The 24,882-nt window shown below is 68.7% G+C and carries 21 protein-coding genes; 13 read left to right on the forward strand and 8 right to left on the reverse strand.

Translation table 11 applies throughout. The features are described from left to right. Positions 1-98: 98 nt before the first annotated feature. Entirely contained in the window at positions 99-3,566 is a 3,468-nt protein-coding gene (locus Pla175_RS25630) for a chitobiase/beta-hexosaminidase C-terminal domain-containing protein (RefSeq protein ID WP_197527161.1), read from the reverse strand. Positions 3,567-3,870: 304 nt separating this feature from the next. On the opposite strand from Pla175_RS25630, the gene Pla175_RS25635 reads away from it, so the two are divergent. From Pla175_RS25635 to Pla175_RS25685, 11 genes are all read left to right on the forward strand, one after another. Then, positions 3,871-4,566: a metal-dependent transcriptional regulator gene (locus Pla175_RS25635; RefSeq protein WP_145291917.1), complete on the forward strand. Its 696-nt coding sequence runs from the start codon at positions 3,871-3,873 to the stop codon at positions 4,564-4,566. A gap of 631 nt (positions 4,567-5,197) precedes the next feature. Then, positions 5,198-5,890 carry a HEAT repeat domain-containing protein gene (locus Pla175_RS25640; RefSeq protein ID WP_197527162.1) on the forward strand — a complete coding sequence of 231 codons (693 nt, stop codon included), beginning with the start codon at positions 5,198-5,200 and terminating at the stop codon, positions 5,888-5,890. A 248-nt stretch (positions 5,891-6,138) separates the two neighbouring features. Then, a complete protein-coding gene (locus tag Pla175_RS25645) occupies positions 6,139-8,082 on the forward strand; it encodes a hypothetical protein (protein ID WP_145291919.1) in 1,944 nt (647 codons plus the stop codon). 59 nt (positions 8,083-8,141) lie between these two features. Next, positions 8,142-8,492: a hypothetical protein gene (locus Pla175_RS25650; RefSeq protein ID WP_145291920.1), complete on the forward strand. Its 351-nt coding sequence runs from the start codon at positions 8,142-8,144 to the stop codon at positions 8,490-8,492. Then, positions 8,489-8,821, forward strand: a complete 333-nt coding sequence (locus tag Pla175_RS25655; protein ID WP_145291921.1) for a type II toxin-antitoxin system RelE/ParE family toxin — start codon at positions 8,489-8,491, stop codon at positions 8,819-8,821. The genes Pla175_RS25650 and Pla175_RS25655 overlap by 4 nt, the downstream gene beginning before the upstream one ends. 140 nt (positions 8,822-8,961) lie before the next feature. Then, the gene (locus Pla175_RS25660) at positions 8,962-9,960 is read left to right on the forward strand and encodes a DNA integrity scanning protein DisA nucleotide-binding domain protein (protein WP_145291922.1); all 999 of its coding nucleotides are present in this window, start codon (positions 8,962-8,964) and stop codon (positions 9,958-9,960) included. A 121-nt stretch (positions 9,961-10,081) separates the two neighbouring features. After that, entirely contained in the window at positions 10,082-11,713 is a 1,632-nt protein-coding gene (locus Pla175_RS25665; protein WP_145291923.1) for an efflux RND transporter periplasmic adaptor subunit, read from the forward strand. 210 nt (positions 11,714-11,923) lie between these two features. After that, on the forward strand, positions 11,924-13,156 hold the full coding sequence (locus Pla175_RS25670) for a hypothetical protein (RefSeq protein WP_145291924.1): 1,233 nt from the start codon (positions 11,924-11,926) through the stop codon (positions 13,154-13,156). Between the two features lie 383 nt (positions 13,157-13,539). Continuing rightward, complete coding sequence (locus tag Pla175_RS25675; protein ID WP_231954078.1) at positions 13,540-14,250, forward strand: hypothetical protein; 711 nt, start codon at positions 13,540-13,542, stop codon at positions 14,248-14,250. Positions 14,251-14,558: 308 nt separating this feature from the next. After that, positions 14,559-15,248: a hypothetical protein gene (locus Pla175_RS25680; RefSeq protein ID WP_145291925.1), complete on the forward strand. Its 690-nt coding sequence runs from the start codon at positions 14,559-14,561 to the stop codon at positions 15,246-15,248. Positions 15,249-15,384: 136 nt separating this feature from the next. Next, complete coding sequence (locus Pla175_RS25685) at positions 15,385-17,103, forward strand: HEAT repeat domain-containing protein (protein ID WP_145291926.1); 1,719 nt, start codon at positions 15,385-15,387, stop codon at positions 17,101-17,103. A 783-nt stretch (positions 17,104-17,886) separates the two neighbouring features. Here the strand turns inward: Pla175_RS25685 and Pla175_RS25690 are convergent. The 3 genes from Pla175_RS25690 to glgC all read right to left on the reverse strand — a co-directional run bounded on the left by Pla175_RS25690 (position 17,887) and on the right by glgC (position 19,865). Beyond that, positions 17,887-18,282, reverse strand: a complete 396-nt coding sequence (locus Pla175_RS25690) for a PIN domain-containing protein (RefSeq protein WP_197527163.1) — start codon at positions 18,280-18,282, stop codon at positions 17,887-17,889. Beyond that, positions 18,279-18,533, reverse strand: coding sequence for a hypothetical protein (locus Pla175_RS25695; RefSeq protein ID WP_145291928.1), 255 nt, complete (start codon positions 18,531-18,533; stop codon positions 18,279-18,281). The genes Pla175_RS25690 and Pla175_RS25695 overlap by 4 nt, the downstream gene beginning before the upstream one ends. A 93-nt stretch (positions 18,534-18,626) precedes the next feature. Next, positions 18,627-19,865: a glucose-1-phosphate adenylyltransferase gene (gene glgC / locus Pla175_RS25700; RefSeq protein ID WP_145291929.1), complete on the reverse strand. Its 1,239-nt coding sequence runs from the start codon at positions 19,863-19,865 to the stop codon at positions 18,627-18,629. Between the two features lie 344 nt (positions 19,866-20,209). Between glgC and Pla175_RS25705 the strand changes: the two genes are divergently transcribed. Further along, positions 20,210-20,473 carry a hypothetical protein gene (locus Pla175_RS25705; RefSeq protein WP_145291930.1) on the forward strand — a complete coding sequence of 88 codons (264 nt, stop codon included), beginning with the start codon at positions 20,210-20,212 and terminating at the stop codon, positions 20,471-20,473. Here the strand turns inward: Pla175_RS25705 and Pla175_RS25710 are convergent. The 4 genes from Pla175_RS25710 to Pla175_RS25725 all read right to left on the reverse strand — a co-directional run bounded on the left by Pla175_RS25710 (position 20,437) and on the right by Pla175_RS25725 (position 23,341). After that, positions 20,437-21,495 carry a glycosyltransferase gene (locus Pla175_RS25710; RefSeq protein ID WP_145291931.1) on the reverse strand — a complete coding sequence of 353 codons (1,059 nt, stop codon included), beginning with the start codon at positions 21,493-21,495 and terminating at the stop codon, positions 20,437-20,439. The two genes, Pla175_RS25705 and Pla175_RS25710, sit on opposite strands and share 37 nt — an antisense overlap. A 147-nt stretch (positions 21,496-21,642) precedes the next feature. Then, positions 21,643-22,104 carry a hypothetical protein gene (locus Pla175_RS26390; protein WP_197527164.1) on the reverse strand — a complete coding sequence of 154 codons (462 nt, stop codon included), beginning with the start codon at positions 22,102-22,104 and terminating at the stop codon, positions 21,643-21,645. A 47-nt stretch (positions 22,105-22,151) separates the two neighbouring features. Beyond that, positions 22,152-22,799 (reverse strand): SMC-Scp complex subunit ScpB, encoded by a 648-nt coding sequence (scpB, locus tag Pla175_RS25720; protein ID WP_231954085.1) that lies wholly within the window; start codon positions 22,797-22,799, stop codon positions 22,152-22,154. Further along, positions 22,796-23,341: a hypothetical protein gene (locus tag Pla175_RS25725; protein WP_145291932.1), complete on the reverse strand. Its 546-nt coding sequence runs from the start codon at positions 23,339-23,341 to the stop codon at positions 22,796-22,798. The genes scpB and Pla175_RS25725 overlap by 4 nt, the downstream gene beginning before the upstream one ends. Before the next feature lie 177 nt (positions 23,342-23,518). On the opposite strand from Pla175_RS25725, the gene Pla175_RS25730 reads away from it, so the two are divergent. Continuing rightward, positions 23,519-24,682 carry a cysteine desulfurase family protein gene (locus tag Pla175_RS25730; RefSeq protein ID WP_145291933.1) on the forward strand — a complete coding sequence of 388 codons (1,164 nt, stop codon included), beginning with the start codon at positions 23,519-23,521 and terminating at the stop codon, positions 24,680-24,682. Positions 24,683-24,882: the final 200 nt, after the last annotated feature.

The following is a 24,882-nucleotide window of genomic DNA, read 5'->3' on the forward strand; positions in this document are numbered from 1 at the left end:
CCCGGCCGCCCCCGGCGGCAGGCGGGGTCGGTCTCCATGCACGAAGGTAGCGTCCTTTGTGCTGCGCCGATATTCACCCAGCGGGCGCCCCCCGCTCGCTACGACTGCTCGTCGAGCGCCAGCGAGAACCGCGGGTCGAGGCCCACGGCGAGGCCCGGGTCAACGTCCGGCCCGGGGCCGTCTTGCTCCGGCGCGGCCGCTGCCGCTGCCGGGGCGTCGGCCTCGGAGTAGTGCGCGGCGCGGTCGACCGCCAGCAGCAACAGCAACGCGTCGTCCGCCGAAACCTCTGAAGACGGGCTGCTGAGCTGCGCCGCTCGCCCGGCGCTCGGGGCCGCGAGAGGGGCTAGCACGAGCCCGGCGGCCGGATCCGAGGCGACGGGATCCGCCACGACTGAACCCGCCACGACGGGGCTGCCCACCGCGGCCGCGATCGGCTCGGCGTACGCGGCCTGCGGGGTCGACGCACCGCCGGAAGCCGCCACGGCCAGGGGTGTTGTCGTCTGCCCCAGCGCGTCGCGCCACACGCTGTAGTCGGCGGCGTCGACCACTAGGTCGCCGTTGCCGTCGGCGTCCAACTGCGTGGTCGAGCCGAACGTGCTGCGCCACACGTCGTAGTCGGCCGAATCGACGATCCGGTCGCGGTTGTAGTCGCCCGGGCCGAAGGGGAGTTCGGCGACGTCGAAGGCGGCCTCGTTGATTGCGCTCCACTGGCCTCCGTCGATGGCGCGTGCGCGGACCTCGCCCGAGGCCAGCAGCACCGGGCCGCTGGCGGGGTTGTAGAGCACCGCGGAGGGAGAGACCGCGCCGCCCGGGAGCCGCGGGTCGGAGCCGTCGGTGGTGTAGTAGACGTGGTCGGCGCCCGAGGGGATAGAAATCTGCAGCACGAACCCGGCCGTCACCGACCCGCCGTGCTGGTTGAATCCGGGGGCGTCGAGATCGGGGTAGTAGCCCTGGTCGCGCATCGCGGCGATCAACTGGGCGGCGTTGCCGACCATCAGGCCGGCGATCTGGTTCACCTCGTTCTGCCAATCGACGTCGCGGGTGCGGGTCGGCTGCCCCAGCGTCTCGAGGGCGTCGCCCCAGCGGGCCGACTCGGCCACCACGGCGTCTCGGACGTAGTCGTTCAGCGTGTTCCACCGCTCCAGCGAGCTGGCGTCGGTCAGCAGGCCGTCGTTGGCCAGGTGCTGATGGGCTCGGTCGGCGAACTGCTGCATGAACTCGTCGCTCTGCACCAGGGCCCGCCAGATCTTGGTGGCGGGGGTCGAGGTGTTGGAGCCGACACGGAACGCCGGGTGCACCCAGGCGCCGTCGACCGAGCCGCCGTTGCTGGTGTCCCACGACCACTCCCCGTCCCAGGCGAAGAACTTGGTCGGCGTGGGCTGGTCGTTGCGGTTGCTGGCGTACCAGTTGTTGTTGGGCCAGTCGGTGGTGGCCTGGTACCAGTTCAGCAGCAGGTAGTCTGTGAAGTTCTCGACGTCGATGTACTGCTTCAGCTCTTCGTAGTTGACCGCCACGCTCATGTCCTTCTGCAGCAGGGCGCCCTGCAGGTAGTTCCACCGCGTGGCGTCGCCGGAGGTCCGGCCGTCGTGGTTGATCGAGAACCACTCCTCGTCGGCGCCGCCGAAGTACTCCGACGAGAAGCCCTCGTCGGGACGCTCGACCGGGTTGTAGAGCCCCCAGTAGATGCCGTTGATGTACAGGTGCACGAAGGCGCCGTGCGAGCCGTACCCCTGCATCGCGATCTGGGTGTCGCGGTACCACTGGTCCTCCGTGTAGGTGGTCATGCTGGGGTTCCAGGCCCGCGACCACGCGCGGTTGTTGCCCGCCCGCAGCACGAGGTTGTCCAGCACGTTGGCCGCGGTGTCGCCATTGAGCGGCGACTGCCGGAACAGGTCGGAGACCAGCTTGGTGGGGCCGTACTCCGGCTTGAAGCTCAGCCGCAGCGACCGCTTCAGGCGGTTGTGGCTGTGGGGCTCGATGCCGCCGTCGACCTGCTGGTTCAGTCCGGGGTTGGCGGGGTCGAAGATCTCGACGCTCACCGGCTCCTCGCTCTCGCCGGAGTAGAACCCGCCGGAGCCGTACATGTCCGCCAGGTTCACCGTCAACGCCATGGTCGGGATGGCCTGCAGACCGCTCAGCAGCGCGTCGTGGTAGGCGGGGTTGTTGACGACAGCGGGGTCCATCTCGTAGTCGGTGGGCGCAAACTTGCCCGCCCCCACGCTCACCACCGTGTTGGGGTGGCCCGCGATGTTGGCCGGCTGCTGGATGACGTCTTCCAGGAACAAGAACGAATGGGTCTGCACCGTGGTGGGCTGCATCCCCGTCTTGTAGGCGATGGCCCGCACGACGCCGGTGGTAGAGATGGGGATCGCGCCGGTGTAGACCTGCCCGACGGTGGTCGAGGGCGCTGAGCCGTTGGTGGTGTAGCGGATGGTGGCCCCCACGGTGTCGCTGGCGAGCACCAGGTTGAACGCCGCGTCGTAGAACCCCCGTTCGTGGCTGAACTGTGGGTTGGCGACCTGGTTCACCAGGCTCGCCAGGTTCAGCACCCCGGGGGTGGGGGTCTGCAAGAAGCCGGCCGGCTCGGGGTTCAGGTCGAGCGCGATCAGCTCTGGATGGATCAAGAAGTCGGTGCTGCCCACCGTCCGGTTGAGCCCGTGGATCGCCAGCACGTTGTTCCCCTCGACCAGCAGCGACCGCTGGCCCGTCAGGTCGACGGTCGCCGTGGAGGGGGCGCCGGCGGGGGTGCTAGCGGTGGCGACGGAGTTCCACACCGCCGAGGCGGGGGCGTTGCCCCGGGCGACCTCCGTGCCGTTCAGGTAGGCCACGAAGCCGTCGTCGAACTGCATCTTCAACAGCAGCCCCTCGACCTCCGCCAGGTCGCTCACGGTGAACGGGACCCGCAGGTAGGCGGACGAGCCGACCCCCTGCATCGCGGTGCGGATATCGGTGCCGATCAGCGGGGCGTAGTCGCCCCCCGTGTGATACCCCACGGCGCTGGCGACGGGCGTCCAGGCCGAGGCGTCGAAGCCGGGGGCGGTCCAGGCGGTACCCAGCGAGCCGTTGGTGGGGATCAGCACCCCCGCTCCGCTGGCGGGCAGCAGCTCGACGCCGACCGGCGTGTAGCCGTAGGAGACGTTGGCGCTCTGCGCCGGGAACTGTGGGTCGTAGGCCGAGGCGACCGTGACGCCGTCCGGCGCGACGAGCCCCAGGTACTCTCCCCCGGCCGAGAGGCTGAAGTTGGCGTGGAGCTCCGAGGCCGGGTCGGTGCGGTCCTTGCTGGAGGCGAACACCACCAGGCTCCCCCCGGCGGGGATGCTGACGCTGGGGAACTGCCACTTGGTGAGGTTCGACCCGTTGTCGGTCAGGTACCAGCCCCCCAGGTCGACCGGCGTGAGCGCCGGGTTGGTGATCTCCAGCCAGTCGGAGAAGTCCCCGTCTTGGTCTTGCAGCCCCCCGCTGTTGGAGGCCAGCAGCTCGCTGATGAACGGGGTCGCCGACAGCAGGTGACGGACCTCAAGCGTTTCGAACGATAGAGCCGCCCGACGCACCCTTCGAAAACTCATAGCCAGCGCCCTAAAGGAGAAGAGGAGCAACATCCCCGCGCAAGGCGGGGGGGGCGGCGTCCGACCCAGACCGACCCGCCGCGGCAACACGAGTTCGGGAGCGGTGGATCGGGGCCGGTAGTCCCTGATGCATACAATAATTAATTTTTCGTTAGGACGCGAACATTCCGCGCACAGATTTATTTTCGGCGCAGCCGGCCGCCCCCGCACCCCATCCCCACTAGGCGGGCAACGCAGCGGCGGGGGAGACTGAACGCCCTGCTGCACGGATCCACCCCGCCGCCGTCCCACCCCCCGCCCCGCCATGCCCAGCCTGACCGTCGAGAACTACCTCAAGGCGATCCTGGCCCTGGCCGAGCCGGACGGCGCCGTGCCGGACGCGGGGGGTGACGCGGCGGGGGACGGCAGCGCCCCGGTCTCTACCGGCCGGATCGCCACGGCGCTAGGGGTCTCCCCCGGCACGGTCACCAGCATGCTCAAGACGCTGGACGAGGGGGGGCTGATCGCCTACGCCCCCTACAGCGGCGCCAGGCTGACCCGCGCCGGCCGGGCGATCGCTACCCGAGTGGTCCGCCGCCACCGGCTGATCGAGCTGTTCCTGGTGCAGACGCTCGGGCTGAGCTGGGACGAGGTGCACGACGAGGCAGAGCACATGGAGCACGCGGTGAGCGACGCCCTGGTAGAGCGGATCGACGCCTTCTTGGGCCGGCCCGAGGTCGACCCCCACGGCTCGCCGATCCCCTCGGCCGACGGCGCCATCGCCGCGACCGCCGACCACCGCCTCGACGCCTGCGACGTCGGCCAGCGGTTCGAGGTGGTCCGCGTTGACGACCAGTCCCCCGAAACGCTCCGCGGGCTCAGCGAGGCGGGGCTGCTGCTGGGGGTGGTCGCCCGGCTCACCCGCCAGAAGCCGCTGGGGTGCGTGGTGGAGATCGACGGCGCCCCGGTGGCGCTCGACGCAGAGCAGTCGGCCGCGGTGTTCGTCCGCGTGCTGGGGTAAACCGGGGGGCGAGCCGTCGGCGCGCACAAAAAAGGCCGCGGCGGGTTGCCCCGACGCGGCCTTTTTTAAGAAGACTTTCCGGTCGATTGCGACGGAGTGGAGTCGCTCGAAGAAGAACGCGGATCGAACAGCGCTGCGCGCTGCTATAGCCGAACCGGGCTCATCGAAAAATTGGTCCTCCCGACGGAATGCTGACCGGAAAGTCTTGGACGGTATTCGGCCATACGTTTCCCCCCTGCCAATGGTTCGGGGGGCGTGGGCCGCGTTTGGTTTGTTCTGCGAGTGGTATCGACTCGGGCAGGGGTCCGGCGTGAGCCGAGCCCCCGAATGCCGGGCGTCACACGTATGACGCTTCCAGGGGCGGGAACCCTACCACGCAATTCTAGTCTGTGAAAGAGCCGATGGATCGGTTTTTTACTGTCGCAAAGCCCATGCCACTGCGGCCGATAGCCGGCGGGCTCCGCCCCTTCGGTGGATCGGTCGGAGCCGCACGGGTTGGTGACGCGTCGACGGGGCGGAGCCCGCCGGCTATCGCGACTTGGGCAGTCGGTAACTGCCGGGGGACTGCTGTGGTGGGGGGGCGCTCGATCTGCTAGGGTCCGCCGCCCTCGAAATGCGCGCGAGCTATCTCATGACACAAAACCGACTATCCGTCCTGCTTTCGCTCCTGCTCGGAGTGGTCGTCGGCTGCACCTCTGGCATCGGGGGTCGGCTCGGCGACCGGCTGTTCCCGCGGCCGGAGATCACGTCGTACGAGACCCCGAAGAAGCGGATCGCCGAAGTGGAGGGGCTCGCCGCCCGCGCCACGGGTAAGGACACCCCCGAGCAGCAAGAGCTGGTGGCCCAGCTCGCCCGACGCATCCAGACCGAACCCGACCCGCTTGTGCGTCGGTCGATCGTCAAGGCGGTCGGCGGCTTCCAGACGCCGCTGGCCAACCAGGTGTTGATCGCCGGCAGCAGCGACGCCGACGCGGGGGTCCGCAGCGCGTGCTGCCAGGGGCTGGCCGGTCGCACTTCGCCCGAAGCGGTCGCCCGGCTCGGAGAGCTGGTGCGGGCCGACGAGAACTTCGATGTTCGCGTCGCGGCCGTCAGAGCGTTGGGAGAATCGGGGGGCAGCGACGCCCCCAAGGCGCTGCTGGCGGCGCTAGAAGACCGCGACCCTGCCATGCAGTTGGTCGCGATGGAATCGATGCGGTCGGCCACCGGCCGCGACCTGGGTCAGGACGTCAACGCGTACGTGGCGCTGGCCCGCGGGGAGACGCCGCAACCCCCGGCGCGCGAGTCGGCCGTGGCGCGGACACTGAAAGAGTGGTCCCCCTTCTGATAGCGGCGCCGGCGCCCGCTTTGCTTGCCCGGTTGGCTACGCGGCTCGCGCCGTTTGCCTAGTGTCTCGCCCCCGTTGGGGGGCGCGAGAAACGCCCCGCATCGGACTGATGCCGTCCGCGGCGGTTCCCGATACCTCTGTCTGTGGCGCCCTGTGTCTAGCGGTGCGCCCCAGGCCCGGCGGCGCAGCCTCGTGCTGTGCGGCTCGGGGGAAAGGAATCGTTCGCGGAAACGTGGGGGGGGATCTCGATGCGGAAGCGCGCGCCCATTGGGCTATCGAAACGGGGCCTATCGCAGCGGATGCTGGCCGGGGCGCAACGCCTGGGCGTCTCGATGGTCTACGCAGGGGTCTACGCGGGCGCCTGCTCGGGCGTCGCGCTGGGCGCGGCGCCGTCTGGCAGCCCCCCTCCGATGGCGCCCCCGGCGATCTACGACAGCGGTTGGTCGCTGGCGCCCGGGCCGCGCATTGCGCTGGCCAAAGGGAGCATCGCCGCGGACGTGGTGCTGCCCCCCGACGCGCTGGACCAGCTCGAGCTCCCCGCCTCGCCGGTCCCTGTAGAGACAGGCCTGCAGTGGCGCCCCGCCAAGAGCGCCACCCCGCAGCCAGAGCCGGCCGACGGCCCGAGCCTCGGACACGCCGGCCCCGCGCTGAGCGGCCCCGCGGCCGTGGCCCCCGGCGTGGCGCCTCAAGCCGCCGCGCCGCAGGCGACTGATTCACCACAGGCTGCAGATGCGCCGCAAGGTACTGGGCCCGAGGCGAAGACCGAACCAAAGCCGGCGCCCGCGACCCGGGTTCCCGCGGTGGTCGCCGCGCCCAGCAGCGAGCGCGACCTGATGAAGGCCTTCTCCAGGCCGATCGCCAGCGCGCCCCAGGGGAGCGCCGAGCGCAAGCCGATGGAGGGCCCCTCGGCCAAGGACATCCTGCGTGGCATGGGGACCACCCCGGAAGCGGCCAAGCCCGCAGCCCCCGCGGCCTCACAGCCCACCGGGCAGCCCAGCCCGCTGAAGATCGACACCGACGCCGCGCCGCTGGCCAAGCCCGCCGAAGCGCCCCGGACCGCCCCCAAGCAGTCCGCGCCGGTCCAGCAACGCACCCCCGCTACGCAGACGTCCCCGCCGCAGGCGGCGCCCGCCGCGCCGCTCAAGCCGCTCAGCCGCAGCCAGATGTACCTGCGTTCGCGTCTGCGGTCGGTGCTGGCGTACTACTACAACAAGCCGCTCAACAGCCGCGACCACGACCCGTGGCAGGTGATGCACGGCATGCTCGCCTACGAGCTGCACAGCAAGATCCTAGACGGCGGCCCCACCGGCAGCCCGATCACCTCCATCGGCTACCTCTGCTACAACAAGCCGTGCAAGGGCAAGACGATGCTGTCGGTAAACGCCGATGGCGAGCTCGACGTGCGCGTGGGCGTCGGCCTGCAGGGGCACAAGGGGCAGTTCCTGGCCATGCTGGCCCAGAGCAACGTGAGCCCGGAGTACCCGATCCGCGTCGACGGCCAGGAGTTCACCATCGCGGACCTGATCCGCTCGGAGCAGCGGAGCTGCTTCTCGCGCACCGAGCTGTCGTTCAAGCTGATGGCGCTGATGCACTACCTGCCCTCGGACGCGACCTGGGTGAACGAGAACGGCGAACAGTGGGACATCCCCAAGCTGATCGCCGACGAACGGACCCAGAAGATCCGCGGCGCCGCCTGCGGCGGCACCCACCGGCTGATGGGGTTGGGGCTGGCCGTGCGGAAGCGCGCCCTGCGGGGCGAGCCGATGGACGGCGAGTGGGGCCAAGCGGCCAAGTTCGTGGAGAGCTACCAGAACTACTGCTTCCGGCTGCAAAACTCCGACGGCAGCATGAGCACCGAGTGGTTCCGCGGCCCGGGCGAAGAAGACGACATCGACCGCCGGATCCGCACCACCGGGCACCAGGTCGAGCTGCTGGCCGCCACGCTGCCGGACGAGAAGCTGGAGTACTACCGCACGGTCCGCGCGGTCACCTACCTCACCAACCTGCTGGCGACCAACACCAAGCACGAGTGGGAAGAGGGGACCCTGTGCCACGCGCTGCACGCATTGGTGGTGTACGACCGCCGGGTGTTCGGGCCGCACGACAAGCAGCCGGTGATCGCCGGCCGACCGGCACAGCAGCCACAGCAGCAGCGGACGGGGCAGTCGCAGCCGTCGGTGCGTTCGCGGTAGGCCGCTGTGCCAGGGCGGTTTTTTTTGACAACAGGCGGGCAGTTTGCGAGACTAGGCGCATGGAGATCTCTCTTACGCCCCTAGAGCAAACCCGACTGGCTAGCATGGCCACGCAGGCGGGCTTTGACAGCGTCGACCGCTTCGTCGCCGAACACGTAGCCGCGCTCGCCTGCGAGCCGCTGCCGGAGGAGATCGGGCGCCTGTCGCCCGAAGCACTGCGGGAGAGCCTCGCCATGTGCGACCTCGGCATGCGCCAGGCCCAGCACGGATTGGCGATCCCCGTCGACGAGTCGCGTCAAGCCGTAGCAGGGCGGCTGGAGCGCCTTGAGTCGCCGACGAGTGGGCCTCCAATTGCTGGTGCTTCGCGTACTGAGCGTACTGACGAGGAGCCTCGCGAGCAGTCGCGATGATCCGTTACCGGGTGGTCGTGACGCCCATCGCGGTAGACAAGATCGCAGAGTACGCGGCGTACATCGCCCAGCAGGCTGGATCGATCGAGGTGGCGACGCGCTGGTCGGACCGTGTCCACGCCAAGTTGAGCACGCTCTGCACCTTCCCTGCCCGCCATGGCTTAGCCGAAGAAGACGCTCACCGCGGTTACACCATCCGCAGGCAGATCGTCGGCAAGCACTTGGCGCTCTACACCGTGGACGAAGTGAGCCGGACGGTTTACGTAGTCGGGTTCCGGCACGGCCACATGCTGCCGCGCCCCGATGAGCTGCCGGAAAGCCCGCGGTAGGGCGGCAAGGGGCGGCCCACACCCTGGGCGATTGTTGCGCGATTGAAAGCGATCGCTCCATCCGCTAACTTGGGGGGTGTGCGGCGGCCTCTCCGCTCGCGACACTTGCCCCCTCCCTTTTTGGCGACCGGATCCGACCGATGGCCGCGCCGCGCCGTTTTAGCGACCAGCTCCGCACCATGTGCGGCTTGGCTGTGCAGTTGGCAGACGCCAAGCAGGTCGAGTCGATCTTGTTCCTGATGGAACGCCCCACGGACTGGGAAGCGCTGGCCGCCGCCGTGGGGGGACGCAGCATGATCTTGGCCGCAGACTCGGCGGAGATCCTCGACGGCGCCGACGACGGCGCGCTCGACTGCGACACCATCGTGCTGAACATGTCGGGCGCCCCGGTGTACGAACGCCTGACCGAGGCGCTGCTGGAGGCCGTGGCGGACGACCACCTGACCCCCGGCGCCAGCGTGGTGGCCGTCTACAGCGGGTTCGAGGACGGCGTCACCGACTCGCTGAGCGTGATCCACCTCGACGAGCACCTCGGCCGGCTGACCGTCCGCGACCTCCGCCCGCTGGGGGGCCGGGTGCCGACCGAAACCCTCAAGATGGTGGTCGACCTGGCGGTGGAGATCGGCCGCGAGGGACGCGAGGGCAAGCCGGTCGGCACGCTGTTTGTCGTGGGCGAGCACCGCAAGGTGCAGGAGTTCTGCAAGCCGATGGGGTTCGACCCGGTCAAGGGCTACACCTCGCAAGAACGCTCGCTCACCGACGCCAAGGTACGCGAGGGGATCAAGGAGATCGCCCAGATGGATGGCGCCTTTGTGGTGTCGAGCAAGGGGGTAGTGATCGCATCGGCGCAGCACGTCTCCGCCCCGCCGGCGCCCGACATCGCTATCTCCAAGGGGCTCGGCGCCCGCCACTGGGCGGCCGCCGAGATCACCCGCGCCACCGGCGCCATCGCCGTGGCGATCAGCTCCTCCAGCGGCACGGTGCGCGTCTTCCAGAACGGCGACGTGGTGCTGCGGATCGAGCCGCTGCGCCGCGCGATGACCTGGCGCGACTTCGACAGCGAGCCCGCCCTGCCCCCCGAGAAGACGGTCGAGCGGGCCAAGAAGCCGATCGACAGCCCGCCGGTGACCGACGCCTAGCGGTTCGCCGCGCCCGCCGGGCGCGAAAACGCTGGTTGCAATCCGGCCCGGCGCAGTCGAAGATAGAGGCTTGCCTGCGCAACCCAACTTGCCAGCCCCGCCTCACCGGAGTCTTCCCGCCATGCCGCGCGTCGCTACTGCTCTTGCCTGGGCCCTCCTCGCCACGCTGCTGGCCCAACCCGCGACGCTGCGGGCCGACGACAAGCCCAAGGAGGCCGCCGCCGACGCGAAGCCAAGCGCCGACGCAAAACCAGACGCCGACGCCCAGCAGGGCGACGCCAAGAAAGACGGCGACAAGAAAGACAGCGAAAGGGCGTCTTCCGACGAGAAGGCCAAGCCCAAGCGGAAGACGCACACCGTGGCCGGAAAGAAGATGACCGTTGAGGTCTCGGTCGACGGCAAGTTCGTCGCCAACGAGGGGGTCGAGGTCGAGCTGCGGCCCGAGTCGTGGAGCAGCTTCGAGGTGAAGACGGTCGTCCCGCACGGGGCCACGGTGAACAAGGGAGATGTGCTGATCCGCTTCGACGACAAGGACCTGGAAGAAGCGATCGACGACCTGGAGATCGAGCAGCGGCTCGCGGAGCTGTCTCTGATCAAGACCGAGCAGGAGCTGCCGCGGCTAGAGAAGACCCTCGCGATGGCCCTGACCGACGCCCAGCAGTTCAGCGAGCGGTCGCTCGAGGACTACCAGAACTACCAGGACAAGGAGCGTGACCTGGTGGTGCGCTCCACCGACATGCGTCTGAAGAACAGCAAGCAGTTCCTGCAGTACGAGCTGGACGAGCTCGAGCAGCTCGAGAAGATGTACAAGGCGGACGACCTGACCGAAGAGACCGAGGAGCTGATCCTGGCGCGCCAGCGGGCCACGGTCGAGCAGGCGAAGTTCTCGGTGGAGATCGCCGAGTACTTGCACGACATGGCCCTGAGCACCGACCTGCCCCGCAGCGACGTCGACCTGCAGGAGAGCCTCGACCGGGTGAAGCTGTCGTTGGAACGCGCCCAGATGGCGGCCGAGCTCGACCTCAGCGCCGCCCGCTACCAGCTAGAACAGGAGCGGGCCCGCCGCGCCAAGTCGTTGGAGAAGCACTCGAAGCTGATCGCCGACCGCGGGCTGATGGAGATCAAGGCGCCCGCGTCCGGGGTGGTCTACTACGGCGAGTGCGACGAAGACGGCGACTGGGGCGACCTGAACACCCTCAAGGGGAAGCTGCTTGAGCACGAGAAGGCCCCCACCGACAGCGTGCTGATGACCATCGTCCAGACGCGCCCGCTGGGCTTCGTGGCCGGCGTGGGAGAGAAGTTCCGCCCCGACATCGCCAAGGGGCAGCCCGTGAAGCTGCAGCCCGCCTTCGAGCCGGCCGACCCGCTCAAGGGGCGGGTCAGCCAGGTCGACTCGGTCCCCGACGGCTCCAGCGAGTTCGGGCTGGAGGTCGAGGTCGCCAGCGACAAGCTCCCCGAGTGGCTGATGCCCGGCATGAGCGGCAAGGCCAAGATCACGGTGCTCGAGAAGAAGGACGCCCTGCTGGTCCCCAAGGCCGCCGTGCACAGCGAAGACGACGACGAGGACGCCCGCTACGTGTGGCTGGTCGACGCCGACGACTCCAACGCCAAGCCCAAGAAGCAGGCCGTCAAGGTCGGCCGCACCAAGGGGGACGACGTGCAGATCGTCGACGGCCTGGAGGAGGGCGACGTGATCTCGCTAGACGACGAGAAGGACAGCGAGAAGGACGACGAGAAGGATAGCGACGATTAGCCACAGGGCCACAGAGAGTACAGAGGCGACAAGACGTTACTCTCGCAGAGGCGCGGAGACGCAGAGGAAGAAGCGGCAGACTGTGTCCCCCCCAACCTCAGTCCACCAAGTAGAAACGAGTGACCAACAGGACCAGGTTGGTCATGGGTCATTTCCTCCCTCCGCGCCTCTGCGCCTCCGCGAGAGACCTTCCTTCAAACGAGAACGCGAATGTTGTGTCAGAAGCTGATGCGTCTCTCGGTAGTCGTCTGGGCAGCTCTGTTGTTAACCCCCATTGCCGGGGCCGAGGAGCCGACCAAGAACTCCCCGCTGGCGACCCAGGGCCCCAAGCCCGAGGCGATCGTGCCGCCCAGCGCGGCCCAGGTGCAGTCGGCGATCGACCGCGGGGTCGATTTCTTGCTCGCCGACCAGCGGCCCGACGGCGCTTGGGGGAGCGCGGAGAACACCAAGGGGCTGAACATCTTCGCCCCGGTTCCGGGCTCGCACTACGCGTTCCAGGCGGCGGTCTCGGCGCTGGCGCTCTCGGCGCTGGTCAACGCAGAACCGACCCTCACCGACGAGCGGGCCGAGCGCGCCGACGCCGCGATCGAGAAGGGGCAGACCTGGCTGCTGGAGCACCTCGACCGGGTCCGCCGGGCCACGCCCGACGCGCTGTACAACGTGTGGGGGCACTCCTACTCGCTGCAGGGGCTGGCCGACCTGCGCCGCCGGGCCGAGGGGAAGCCGGAGCTGCAAGCCACGCTGCTCGGGGCCATGCAGACGCAGGCCGACATGCTGGCGCGCTACGAGTTTGTGGCCGGCGGATGGAGCTACTACGACTTCGACTACGGCACCCAGAAGCCGGGCGACGCCCCGTTCAGCTTCACCACCGCCACGGCGCTGGTGGCGCTCAAGGACGCGATGGGGCAGGGGGTCGAGTTCCCGCAGAAGATGATCGACCGGGCGATCGCCTCCATCAAGCGGCAACGCTACCCCGACTTCAGCTACGCCTACGGCGAGTACCTGAAGATGGCGCCCCGGTACGACATCAACCGGCCCGCCGGCAGCCTGGGCCGCAGCCAGGCCTGCAACCTGGCGCTGCGGCGCTGGGGCGACCCAAGGGTGACCGACGCGGTGATCGAGACCTGGCTCAACCGGCTGTTTGCCCGCAACGGCTGGCTGGGGATGGGCCGCAAGCGGCCGGTGCCGCACGAGTCGCACTTCGCCGTGGCGGGGTACTTCTACTACTACGGGCACTACTACGCGGCGCTCTCGATCGAGGAGCTGCCGGAGCAGGACAGGCCCTACTTTCAGGACCACTTGGCGAACATCCTGCTGCCGCTGCAAGAGAAGGACGGCAGTTGGTGGGATTATCCCTTCTACAACTACCACCAGCAGTACGGCACCGCGATGGCGGTCACCTCGCTGGTCAAGTGCCAACGCAACACGCCCAAGCCTCAATGAGGCGGTTCCGCGCGTGAGCCGAGCCGTCTCCGCCCCCGGCGCGTCAGAGCAGAGCGTCCCTCCCAGCCGCGCCGGGGGCGGGGACGCCCCGGCCCCCGCCCGGTTGCTGCGGGTTCCCTCTGCGTCGCCCCCCTCCGGGTTGAGCATTCTCGACGCTTTTCCCGCGGCTTTGTTGCCTCTGGGCAACCGCCCAACCGCGTAATCGGAACCGAGTTGGGTCGTGCCGGTTCTGGCGCGGAGGGCGCCCCCCTTTCCTGGCCGGCGGGGTTGTTGGCGGTTTGGACTTGGCGCGCGTGACCTACGGTTGTGCAGACCCGCCGGCTGCTAGGAGGCGCCTGGGTTGTCTCCCCATTTACTGCGTGTACGAAACCGACCCACTCCCCGTGTTCAGAGACGACCAAACGATGGGCTTCCTGAAGGACTATTTCACGAACGTCACCGACGAAGCGCAGGCGCCCTCACGCCAGCTCAGCAGCTTCGACCGCCTGACCGAGGAAGAGCTGGAGGCCCACCTGGGGGTCTATCGCTACGGCAGCTTCTGCCTGAGCGACGCCGTCCGGCCCAGCTACGACCTCGAGGTGGTCCCGTCGGCCGGCTTCCGCCACGACCGCTACCGCGACCCCGAGTCGAAGAGCGACGTGCCCGTGCTGATGGCCGCCGCGAGCCGCGAGCGGATCATGGACACGTTCATGGAGCTGCTGCTGCCGCTGGGGCAGGTGGTGGATGTGGTGCTGGAGACCAGCCACCGCGCCCAAGGGGGCGCCCACACCGACCTGTACCGCGAACACATCGACATGCCGATCCTGCAGAGCGTGCTGTGGGACTTTGAAGACCTGCTGGTGCACGACGGCTGCACCGGCATCGCCGTGCTGAACCCGGCCACCCCGCAAGAGGTGCAGCTAGACGAGCACAAGCTGCTGATCGTGTACGGCGAGGTGCTGACCCCCTACGAGTCGATCCTGATCGACCACCACGTCGACTGCCGCGAGGAGATGAAGTTCATCACCGAGGCAGAGCACGTGCACTCCACGACCGAAGAGTTCATCGACCAGTTCGAAGAGCTGAAGATGCGTCTGGGGATGGACGGGCGGTAGGGCCGGAGGACGGCCAAGACGCCACGAGCGCCAAGCAAGACAGAAGAACGGGCCGCGACGATTCGCGGCCCGTTCTCTTTTTTTGGGCGCGGCTTGGCGCCCGCGGCGTCTTGGCGGCTTGGCAATTTGGAGGATTTAGCCCGTCCGGAGCGCGCCGTGCGGGATTCTCGCACGTTTTACCGGGGAGCCCCCCCTTTTTCCGCCGCTCCAGGGGTTTATTTTCGCCCGCGGCGTGCGAAACTTGTAACGCAGGACTTTGGACCGCGTACAGCAAGTCAGGGCCAGTCCGAAACGCGAGGGAAGCAGAGATGATCGCCGCTAGAACAATCGTGACCGCCGCTGTGCTGCTGGGGTTCGCCGCAAGCGACTGTGCGGCCCAGTACTACTCGGGGTACTACGGGAACCGCCCCTACTACAACGGCTACGGATACGGCGGCGGGGGCTACGGGTATGGCTACCGCGCGTCGACCGCCGCGGAGGGCTACGCCCGCGGCATGGCCAAGGTGATCCAGGCGCAGGGGCAGAAGAACCTGCTCGATTCCGCCGCCCGCATCAACAACGAAGACGCCCGCTCCAAGTACCTGGATAACCGGGTCAAGGCGGTCGAGACCTACTGGAAGCGGCGCGACATCTACAACCAGAACATGGAAGAGAAGCTCTACAAGGACTCTCTGGAACGGCAAGAACGCCTGACGCAGGTGAAGCTCAAAGCCATCACCACCGAAGAGCTGAACCCCACCACCGGCGCCGTACGCTGGCCCGCGCTGCTGGCCACCGAACGCTATGACAACTACCGCCGGGCGATGGACGAGCTGATGGCCAAGCGCGCCCAGTACGGCATGCTGCCGGTAGACGACACGCTGGACGCCCAGCAGATCATCAAAGACTGGCGTGAGGCCGTGACGCAAGACAAAGAAGCCTACTCGGAAGCCATGGTCCGCGACTCGCTCCGCTTCTTGCTGAAGCTCAACCGTGAGCTAGAAGACAACCTGGGCTAGCCGACCACCGTCGGGCGGGCCCCGCCTGCCGGCCCGCTGGGGAGGCGCCCGCCCCGCCGAGCGGGGCCCGGTCCCTGGAAACCCCTCGCCCGCGGCTGGGCGGTTCACCTGAGCTCTTCAACTCGAGACGCCCCCGATGCTCCTCGCCCGCTGGTGTGTGCTGGTTTGTCTGCTGTGGACCCCCGTGGCGGCCTGGGGGCAGTTGAGCCCCACGGACGCCCAGCGCTACGCCGAGGTCGACGCGCTCGCCTCGAGCGACACGCCGCTCGCCGGCGACACGCTGGTCGAGCTCTCGCGCAGCGACAACGCCCAGCTCCGCTGGCGTGCCGCCCGGGCCATCGGCCTGCGCGGGGCGCCCACCAAGCCCGAGAGCGAGGCGCTGGTCACGCTGCTGGCCGATAAAGACCCCGTGGTGCAGTCGCACGCGGCCATCGCGCTGGCCCGGATCGGCGAGGCCTCGCCCGAGGCGATCGACCTGCTGGTGGCCCAGGCCGCCTCGCCCGACCAGCGGGTGGCGGTGAACGCGATCCGCGTGTTGCGCAGCCTGGCGGTCCCGCCGGAGCGGCTGGTCGAGGCGATCGAGAAGGTGCTGGAGTCGGACAACGAGTCGGCCATGGCGTTTGTGGTCGAGGCGGTCGTCGAGTCGGGCGCCAAGGCGACCCCGCTCTTGATCGAGGCCCTGGGGCGCGACCGCGCCGCGTACTGGGCCGCGGTGGCCATCGCCCAGATCGGCCCCGACGCCGCCGACACCACCGCCGCGCTGGCCAAGGTGGTGGCCGAGTCTGCGGACCCGCTCAACGTCAAGCAGGCGCTGGTGGCCCTGGCCGAGATCGGCCCCGCCGCGGTCGCCGCGGCGCCCGCCATCGAGGCCCGCGCCCAGCGCGCCACGGAGAACCCGGTGCGGATCGCGGCCGCCTACGCGCTGGGCTCGCTGGGGGATTCTTCCGCCAGCGGCTGGCTCCGCACCGCGGTGAAAGACCCCAGCCCGATGCTGTCGATGGTCTCTAGCTGGGCGCTGGCCCGGCTGCACCCGGACGACCCCGACGCCATGCAGCGCGCGGTGTCGGTCTTGGTGCGGCGGCTCTCGAGCCCCATCAGCACGGTCCGGCTGACCGCGGCGACGGGGCTCAAGAGCCTCGACGCCCCGCCGCAAATGGTCCGCGACGCAATCATGCAACAACTAGCCAGCAGCCCGGCCGCGCCCCGCGAGGGGGACGTCCAGCCCGGACGCGAGCTGATGGCCGAGGCGCTGGCGAGCCTCGGCGCGGACGCCACGCCGGCCGCCACGCGGGCGCTGGGCGAGCCCCACCTGCGGGCGTTGGCGATCGACGTGCTGGGCCGGCTCGGCCCCGAGGCGGCCGCCGCCGCGACCGAGCTTGCGCCGCTGGCCGCGAGCGAAGACGCCGGCGAGGCGGTCCGTGCGCAGTTCGCTCTGGCGGCCATCGGCCCCGCCGCCGGCGAGGCGACGCTGGACATCGTCGCCAACCTCGCCAGCGACGACCAGGACGTACGCGAGAGCGCGCTCTTCGCCCTGCGCAGCATCGGCCCGGCCGCCGCCGAGGCGGTGCCGGCGCTGTTGGCCCGGATCGAGAAGGCCGAGGCCTTCGACCGCTGCGCGGCCGCGTGGGCGCTGGCGCGGATCGCGCCGCGCGACGCCAAGGTGCTGCGTGCGGTGCGGCCCGTGTTTGAAGAGGCGCTGGGCTCGAAGGAGCTGGGCTGCCGGATCCAAACGCTGCTGGCGATCCGCGACCTCGGCCCCGCCGGCGCGGCGTACGCCGAGCGGGTAGCGGAGCTGGCTAAGGCCGATCCCAGCGAAGAGGTCCGCAGCCTCGCCCGCGAGCAAATCAAGCCGTAGGCCTAAACCGACTGCGCTAGTTAACATGGGCACGGGTCGGTTTCTTATCGGGCATCGCGTGACCATGCCTACAAATCACGATACAACCAGTAAGTATCCGGGCTCTCCCATAGTCACCGTCAAATCAAGGGACTGGGCATTGCTAGTTGTCTTGGCAATTGCCCTTATCGCCTTGGTGGCTATGGCCTGTCACCTGCTGTCTGACTGGGGCGCGATGGGTTGGGAATCGAGAAGTCCTCGCATAGGTGGGTCCTGCTGCTCGTTTTTATGGTCGGCGGGTTTTCGGCTCTGCTTCGGTCTCGCATGCGGGTCGGCAACCGATTGATCGTGGTCTATCCTGACCACGTGGTGTTCTTCCACTCTTCGTGGCGAAGCAACAGCGCTTGCTTGAATCGCAATCACATTGCCTCCATCTCAAAACGCTGCGTGACGTACGATACCGACGCCATCGATATTCAAATCCGCACCACTGCTGAGCTTCCGAAAGAGGTGGTCCATCCGGGTTTCTTGTGGGTAGAAGGATTCCGACCTCCGCTCCTGCTCCAACAAAGGGGGCGCCCCTCCGTCGCCGCTCTCGCATCGGCCGCAGTAGGGGTGACGGCCGATGCGAGAGCGACGACGAAGGGGCTAGAACCCGCTCTGATCCAAAAAACCCTATGCGCAAAGTCTCCCGAGCCCCTTCCTCCTTCACCGTCGCATCGGCCTCGCCCCGCTCCCCAGGGCCGATGCGACGGGGAAGGAGGGAGGGGCGGCCCCTTTCTTCGAGCCCGAGCTGAGGCTTTTCTACCCACAAGAAACCCGGATGGACCCGAAATGGCCGACGTTGCCGGTCACTAGCACTCGCCCGTGGATGAGCGCCGTTGCTGCAATGATAAGGTCGGCGTCCATCTTTGGCTTGCCCTGCGAGGCCCCGTCTGCCCACAGCTCGGCCGCTCGATCAAGTATCTTAGCCGTGACGGGGAAGATGATCATCGACTGGCAGAGCCGGTCGAAGGAGGTTAGCTTCGCGGTCGCCTTTTGCCACCGCAGGCCCCGCACAACCTCGAAACGGGTGAAGTCGGATATCGCAAACCGGCCGTGGAGCTTGAGGTAGGCGTCGGCATTGTCGGTGACTACTTGGTTCCGCCCCTTAAGAATATCCGACAGAATATCCGTATCCAGCAGAGAGGGTTCAATCACAGAGCGTTGTCCCGGCCGAGCGATCGCAGCAGCATGGCGTCGACGAGACGGTCCGCTTCTCCGGCGTCTAGATCTGCCAGAATCGCGTAGTCAGCAGCGGTGCGGGGTGGAGCCGCGCCACACCCTTCGTCCGCGTCGAACACCTGCACAACAACACGCTGATTCTCATCCAGCGGTGCGCCAAGCATGTGTTCGATGGCGGTCCGTTCGTCCGCCGCCAGATCGGTCGTGTTGCGAGAAATCGTTTCCATGTACCAAGTATAACACGATTGAAACGCTAAGGTGTGGGTCAAACCAACCCAAGAATTACGCCCCGGCTCGCGTTGGGTCGCTTTTACGTGGCGTTAGCCGTCCTCCAGCATCCCTTCCCCTTTGGCGATCACCACGATCCCTTCTTCGGAGATGGTGAAGCCGTTGCGGCGGTCTTCTTCGTGGTCGTAGCCGATGCGCGCGCCCTCGGGGATGCTCACCTCTTTGTCGATGATGGTTCGCCGCACCTTGGCGTGGCGGCCGATGTTGACCCCTGCGAACAAGATCGACTCTTCGACCTGGGCGTAGCTGTTCACCCGCGCGCCGGGGCCCACCACGCAGCGGTTCACGTGCCCGCCGCTGATGATCGCGCCGGGGCAGACGATGCTGTCGATCGCCTCGCCGCGTCGCGCCTCGGCGCCCTCGCTGCCGAACACGAACTTGGCCGGCGGAAGGTTGGGGTGGTAGGTGCGGACCGGCCAGTGGTCGTCGTACAGGTTCAAATGCGGCTCGACGTCGATCAGCTCCAGGTTGGCCTGGAAGTACGAGTCGATCGTGCCGACGTCGCGCCAATAGGCGTCCGCCTTGCGGTTCTCGTCCTTGAACGGGAACGTGAACACGCGCTTGGAGTCGATGATCGAGGGGATGATGTTCTTGCCGAAGTCGTGCGCGCTCTCCGGCAGCGTGGCGTCCTTGCACAGCTCGTCGAACAACAGCGGCGTGTTGAACACGTAGATCCCCATCGACGCCTGGCAGTGGTCGGGGTCGCCCGGGATGGGCTTCGGGTCGGCCGGCTTCTCTTCGAAGCCGATCACGCGGTCGTTCTCGTCGACCTGCATCACGCCGAACTGCCCCGCGGCCGTCTTGCGGTCCACCCGCAGCGCCGCGATCGTCAGGTCGGCGTTGTTGGCGGCGTGGGCGGCCAGCATCCGGCCGTAGTCCATCTTGTAGATGTGGTCGCCGGCCAAGATCAGCACGTGCTGCGGGCGCTCCTTCTCAAGCGCGTAGATGTTCTGGTACACCGCGTCGGCGGTCCCCTGGTACCACTTCTCGTCGATCCGCTGCTGCGGCGGCACCACGTCGATGAACTCGCCCAGCTCGCGGCACAAGAAGTTCCGCCAGCCCAGGGTCACGTGCCGGTCGAGGCTCATCGCCTTGTACTGGGTGAGCACCAGGATCTTGCGCACCCCGCTGTTCAGGCAGTTCGACAGCGTGAAGTCGATGATCCGGTACGAGCCCCCGAACGGCACGGCCGGCTTGGCCCGGTCGCGGGTTAGCGGCTCTAGCCGGGAGCCTTTGCCTCCGGCCAGAACGACAGCGAGGACGTCTTTCATCGCGGGTGTGCTCCAATCCATGGGTGTGCGTCGAGAGAAGAGGGCCGCATTCTAACCCGAGGCCCCCGGCCCCCCTAGTGCGGTGTGAACGCAATCTCCGCCGCCCGCCCGCCTAGGATGCGGGCCGCAATGGGGGTCGTTTGGGGCTTCTTCTCGCGATCTTTTTTCGGCCTACGCCGTTTCTACACAGAGTGCTTGCATACTCGTCCCGTGCGGTCGCCAGCGGCCCTGGCGCCAAGCGACGATGCCGAGGCCGGCGTCGATCTACCCGATGCCCATCGCCCCCCGACGATCGGCGTCCGGCCTCTTTTTTCCTTCGACCGATTCGAGCAACGGAGATCACGATGCTTTGGTTGGCTGACGACGCCACGTTGGACCTAGGCCTGGGGTCGACCGACGACCTGCGGCGGATCGACTACATGCCCTCCCCGACGGAGATCGCCGACGCCTGTGCGGTGATCCGCGATCGGTGGACGCACAGCGAGAAGCGGCGTCGGTTCGTCGGCGAGTACGTGCCCGACGGCATGGAGCCCGCGTGGCGCCCGCCGGTGATCGACACGTCTTGCTTCCGTCACGCGGGACGCGGACCCGGCGACGCGACCGACTGACCTTCGGCTGCCCGATGGTAGAGCTCGGTTAGCCGCGTCGCGGCGGCTTCGAGCGTCTGCACCGACTGTTCTCCCCTCGGGCGCCAGGGGGGCGCCTGGCAGGCGAGCGCCGCCACCGTGGCGCGGATCCGGTCTGCCCGCTCGTGCACGCCGACCGCCGCCGAGGAAAAGCCGGCCCCGTCGGGCCAACGCTCCTGCACGCCCGGCGCGTCGGCGCCCACCATCGCAACGCCCGCGGCGTGGGCTTCTAGCAGCCAACGCGGGGGGCACAGCCACCGCCCGGCGTCCCACACCAGGTCGACGTGCGGCCAGAGCCAAGCGCTGTCCGCGCCGGGGCTGGCGAAGCGGATGTGCTCGAGGTCGCACGCCAGCCTGGCGAAGCGGATGAGGTCGCGCCGGCAGGGGCCCGCGCCCAGCACCAGCACGCGCACCTCGTCGCAGACCACACGCAGCAGGTCGGCGGCCCACAACAGCTCCGTCACGCGGCAGGGCGCCTCGAGGGGCGCCGGGATAGCGATCAGCCGCGCGTCGGCGGGGGCCGCGATCCGCGCCAGCGCCTCGTCACGCGTCGCCGCGGCGAGGGCCCCGGTCGGCCGGACCGCGTCGGGCGCCACCAGCAGCCTGGCGGGGTCGAGCCGCGGCGCCGCGCGCAGCGCCCAGCGGCGCGCGGCCTCGGCGCCCAGCACCACACGGTCGGCGCGACGCAGCGCCCAGCGCAACGCCGGCGTGCGCGGCAGCCGCCGCAGGTCGGCGTCGGCGCCGAGCCCCACCACGCGCCGCGCGCGTCCGGTTAGCAGCGTCGCCGCGACGGCCGAATCGGCGTCCCACGCGTGCACCACGTCTGGCCGGAACCGCCGCGCTGCGCTGCGCAGCTTGGCCAGCGACCAACGCCCCGCGCCCGTGGCTCCGCCGAGCTGCACGGTGTGCTGCGTCAGCGACCGCTGGCCCGCCAGGGCGCTGAGCGTATCGCCCCGCAGCGGGTCTTCGGCGCAGCGGCAGACGTGCAGGATGCGGAGCGGCATGACGCGCTAGGCCCGGGGGAAGCAGCAACCAACAGGCCCCCCGCAGCGGCCTCGCGGCGCCGCGTTGGGGAGAAAACAAACAGGCCGACCCGGCGCGAGCTCGGGACGGCCTGGGATGGCGTCGTGTTGCGCAACGGCGGCGGACGGTTAGTCGTCGTCGTCGTCTTCGTACTCTTCGTCTTCTTCCTCTTCGTCTTCGTACTCGTACTCTTCTTCGTCGTCCTCGTCGTCGAGCTCGTCATCCTCTTCTTCTTCGTCGTCGTCCTCGTCGAGCTCGTCGTCCTCCACCTCTTCCCACTCTTCGTCTTCCTCGTCCTCTAGCTCTTCGTCTTCGACCTCTTCATCGTCGTCGTCATCGTCGTCTTCTTCATCGTCCTCGTACTCATCATCGTCGTCTTCATACTCGTCGTCATCTTCATCTTCATCTTCGTCTTCGTACTCGTCGTCGTCCTCTTCCTCGTCGTCATCGTAGTCGTCTTCATCTTCGTCCAACGCGAATTCGACCGCCCGGCTAGCGCCGGACCAATCGGCGAGGGCCCCGCTTACCGCGGCCCACGCAGGACGGTTGTCGGCGACCAAGTCGTCCGGATTCACCAACGTAGCGCTCATGTTCCGTTTCCCCCTCGCAGTCCATTCCCGGATGTGTTCGAGCCAAGTTAGTTCGACGTCGGCGATTGCCGGCGCAGACGGTCTGCTGCGGGCAGGTCGCTTAGGTCCCGCAGCCCAAAGCGTTGCAAGAACCGACGCGTCGTTCCGTAGAGCAAGGGGCGACCCAGCTCACGGGAGCGCCCGACGATACGCAATAAGTCCTTGTCGATCAACTGCCTTAGCAGCTCTCCGCACTGCACCCCGCGGATCGCCTCGACCTCGGCCCGCACCACCGGTTGTAGATACGCGGCAACGGCCAGGGTTTCCAGGGCGGGAGGGGTGAGCACGGGGTCCGCCTCGCGGTCGGTCAGCCGGTTGAGCCATGGGGCCAGTTTCGCCCGCGTGAGCAGTTGGTAGCCGCCGGCTACCTGCTGGATCTCCAGCGCGCTGCCGGCCGTGTCGTAGGCCTGCTGCAAACGGCGCACCAGCGCCTTGACCTCGCCCGCATCGGCCAGGCTCGCCAGCGTCGCCAGGCGGCCCAGCGTGAGGGGCTCGCGGGCCAGGAACAGCACCGCTTCGAGCCGCTGCACGCGGTCGTCTCCCGGCGTTTGGGGCGCCGGGGGCGCGCCTCCCGCGGCCAGCCGCTGCCGCCAACGCCAGCCCACCGCAGCAGGGTTCGGTGCGGCGCGCAGCGCCGCTGACGACGGGCGCCTCATCGGCCCGCTTGCCAGGCGCGGATGTCGGCCGCCACACGCTGGGCGGCAAGATCGGCGGTCGACTCAACGGCGTCAAAGTTCCGCAGGAAATCGACGCTGCCGGCCACCGGCACCACGCACCGGCAGCGGTACAGGCCGCTCTGGCCCCAGGCGTCGACCGCTACTTCGTGGGCCCCCAACTCTTCAAGCTGCCGGATGGGCGCGCCGAGGGCCGGGTCGCCCGCCAAGGCCGGCGCCGCAGCGAGCTCCGGCGCCGACGGCCAAGCGTCGGTGGGCAGCATCTTGAGGGCGGCCTCGGGGTCGTCCCAGGCGGCCAGCGTGTCGGAGTGGGGCGCCCCGGCCGGCCCCGACGCGTCGCCCCGCAGGGCCTGGTTGACCAGTTGGTTGGCCTTGTTCAGCAGCGGCGCAAGCTGTTCTGGCGGGGGACCGTACACGCACCACGCCAGGGCGCCAACCACCAGCGTCCCCATCATGATCACGGCCCGCGCCAGGGTTTGAAACGGGTTAGACGCGTGCTTTTTGTCGCTGCGGGTATCGGCCATCGCTGCACCAAACGGGTTGAATCAAGCTGGCGAGCCGTCGGCATCGGCCGCCGGAGCACACAACGGTCCCCCCACTTCGGACGACCGGGGCGCGGCGGATAATAAGCCCCCCACCCCGCGCACGACAACGTCAGCTTGGCGAAAACCGGTCGCCGGCCGGGCGGTTACAATCGATTCATGGCCCCTCTGATCTACCTCGACCACAACGCCACCACGCCGCTGCTGCCGGCCGCGGGCCGCGCGATGGCCGACGCCGCGGCCCAGTTTGCGGCCAATCCGGCCAGCCAGCACGAAGCGGGCCGACGCGCCCGGCGGCGGTTGGAGCAGGCCCGCGAGCGCATCGCCCGCGCCCTGGGCGCCAGCATCGATGGCCCCCGCGCGGACCGCTTGCTGCTGACCAGCGGCGGCACCGAGTCGAACAACCACGCCATCCTCGGCCCGCTGCGGCGGTGCGCCACGCCGGGCCGCGTGCTGGCGTCGCGGATCGAACACCCCAGCGTGCTCGAGCCGCTGGCCTACCTGGCGCAGCAGGGCTGGACGATCGACTGGCTGGAGGCCGACCAACAGGGGCGGGTCGACATCCGCGGCGCCGAGGCGTTGCTGCGGCCCGACACGCGGCTGGCGGTGCTCATGCTGGGCAACAACGAGACCGGCGTGCTTCAACCGGTGGCCGAACTAGCGGCCCTGTGCGCCCGCCGGGGCGTGCCGCTGCACTGCGACGCGGTGCAAGCGGTCGGCAAATCGCCGGTGGACTTCGCGGCGCTGGGCGTCGCCAGCCTGGCGTTCACGGCCCACAAGCTGCACGGACCGGTAGGCGTCGGCGGGCTGCTGGTCCGCAGCGGCTACGAGCTGGGAGACTGGTTGCTGGGGGGCTACCAGCCGGGGGGCCGGCCCGGCACCCAGAGCGTGCCGCTGGCGGTCGGGATGGAGACCGCGCTGCTTGAGTGGGACGCCGATCGCTCCGCTAGCGCGTCGCGGCTAACGGGGTTAAGGGACCGGTTGGCGCGGCTTGTTCTTGCGGAATGTTCGGGGGTTGTGGTGATTGGGGCCGATGCGCCGCGGTTGCCGCACACGTTGTGTTTGGCGTTTGCTGGGATCGATCGGCAGGCGCTGTGCATGGCGCTCGACCTGGCCGGCGTGGCTTGTTCGACCGGCTCTGCGTGCGCCAGCGGGTCGGGCGAGCCGTCGCACGTGCTGCGGGCGATGGGGCTGCCGGAGGCCCAGATCCGGGGCGCCATTCGGCTGAGCGTGGGGGCCCTGACGCAGGAAGCCGAAATTGATCAGGCCACTAGCCGTATCTCGTTATGCGCCCGGAACTTGGGACAAGCCTCCCAGGCGTGAAAATGGGCTTCGGCGCCTCCCGGAGGCGGCCCAAATCGGGTATGCTTGTGGCTTCGGCCCAACGGCACGCAGCGACATCCTTCTGCACGACGCACCACACACGTTGGCAGCGGGAGACCGCATCACCGCGTGCCTGCTTCGCGGGGCCCTCGCCGCGACCGGACGGAGCCATGGCGCCCTAGGCGGCGCTCATTCAAGCC

This window comes from Pirellulimonas nuda, assembly GCF_007750855.1.
Taxonomy (GTDB): Bacteria; Planctomycetota; Planctomycetia; order Pirellulales; family Lacipirellulaceae; genus Pirellulimonas; species Pirellulimonas nuda.

What these genes read in the sequence shown, in the direction of transcription:
- Pla175_RS25630 (WP_197527161.1), bottom strand. Translation starts at nt 3,566, where the DNA reads ATGAGTTTTCGAAGGGTGCGTCGGGCGGCTCTATCGTTCGAAACGCTT.
- Pla175_RS25635 (WP_145291917.1), top strand. Translation starts at nt 3,871, where the DNA reads ATGCCCAGCCTGACCGTCGAGAACTACCTCAAGGCGATCCTGGCCCTG.
- Pla175_RS25640 (WP_197527162.1), top strand. Translation starts at nt 5,198, where the DNA reads ATGACACAAAACCGACTATCCGTCCTGCTTTCGCTCCTGCTCGGAGTG.
- Pla175_RS25645 (WP_145291919.1), top strand. Translation starts at nt 6,139, where the DNA reads ATGCGGAAGCGCGCGCCCATTGGGCTATCGAAACGGGGCCTATCGCAG.
- Pla175_RS25650 (WP_145291920.1), top strand. Translation starts at nt 8,142, where the DNA reads ATGGAGATCTCTCTTACGCCCCTAGAGCAAACCCGACTGGCTAGCATG.
- Pla175_RS25655 (WP_145291921.1), top strand. Translation starts at nt 8,489, where the DNA reads ATGATCCGTTACCGGGTGGTCGTGACGCCCATCGCGGTAGACAAGATC.
- Pla175_RS25660 (WP_145291922.1), top strand. Translation starts at nt 8,962, where the DNA reads ATGGCCGCGCCGCGCCGTTTTAGCGACCAGCTCCGCACCATGTGCGGC.
- Pla175_RS25665 (WP_145291923.1), top strand. Translation starts at nt 10,082, where the DNA reads ATGCCGCGCGTCGCTACTGCTCTTGCCTGGGCCCTCCTCGCCACGCTG.
- Pla175_RS25670 (WP_145291924.1), top strand. Translation starts at nt 11,924, where the DNA reads ATGTTGTGTCAGAAGCTGATGCGTCTCTCGGTAGTCGTCTGGGCAGCT.
- Pla175_RS25680 (WP_145291925.1), top strand. Translation starts at nt 14,559, where the DNA reads ATGATCGCCGCTAGAACAATCGTGACCGCCGCTGTGCTGCTGGGGTTC.
- Pla175_RS25685 (WP_145291926.1), top strand. Translation starts at nt 15,385, where the DNA reads ATGCTCCTCGCCCGCTGGTGTGTGCTGGTTTGTCTGCTGTGGACCCCC.
- Pla175_RS25695 (WP_145291928.1), bottom strand. Translation starts at nt 18,533, where the DNA reads ATGGAAACGATTTCTCGCAACACGACCGATCTGGCGGCGGACGAACGG.
- glgC (WP_145291929.1), bottom strand. Translation starts at nt 19,865, where the DNA reads ATGAAAGACGTCCTCGCTGTCGTTCTGGCCGGAGGCAAAGGCTCCCGG.
- Pla175_RS25705 (WP_145291930.1), top strand. Translation starts at nt 20,210, where the DNA reads ATGCTTTGGTTGGCTGACGACGCCACGTTGGACCTAGGCCTGGGGTCG.
- Pla175_RS25710 (WP_145291931.1), bottom strand. Translation starts at nt 21,495, where the DNA reads ATGCCGCTCCGCATCCTGCACGTCTGCCGCTGCGCCGAAGACCCGCTG.
- Pla175_RS26390 (WP_197527164.1), bottom strand. Translation starts at nt 22,104, where the DNA reads ATGAGCGCTACGTTGGTGAATCCGGACGACTTGGTCGCCGACAACCGT.
- scpB (WP_231954085.1), bottom strand. Translation starts at nt 22,799, where the DNA reads ATGAGGCGCCCGTCGTCAGCGGCGCTGCGCGCCGCACCGAACCCTGCT.
- Pla175_RS25725 (WP_145291932.1), bottom strand. Translation starts at nt 23,341, where the DNA reads ATGGCCGATACCCGCAGCGACAAAAAGCACGCGTCTAACCCGTTTCAA.
- Pla175_RS25730 (WP_145291933.1), top strand. Translation starts at nt 23,519, where the DNA reads ATGGCCCCTCTGATCTACCTCGACCACAACGCCACCACGCCGCTGCTG.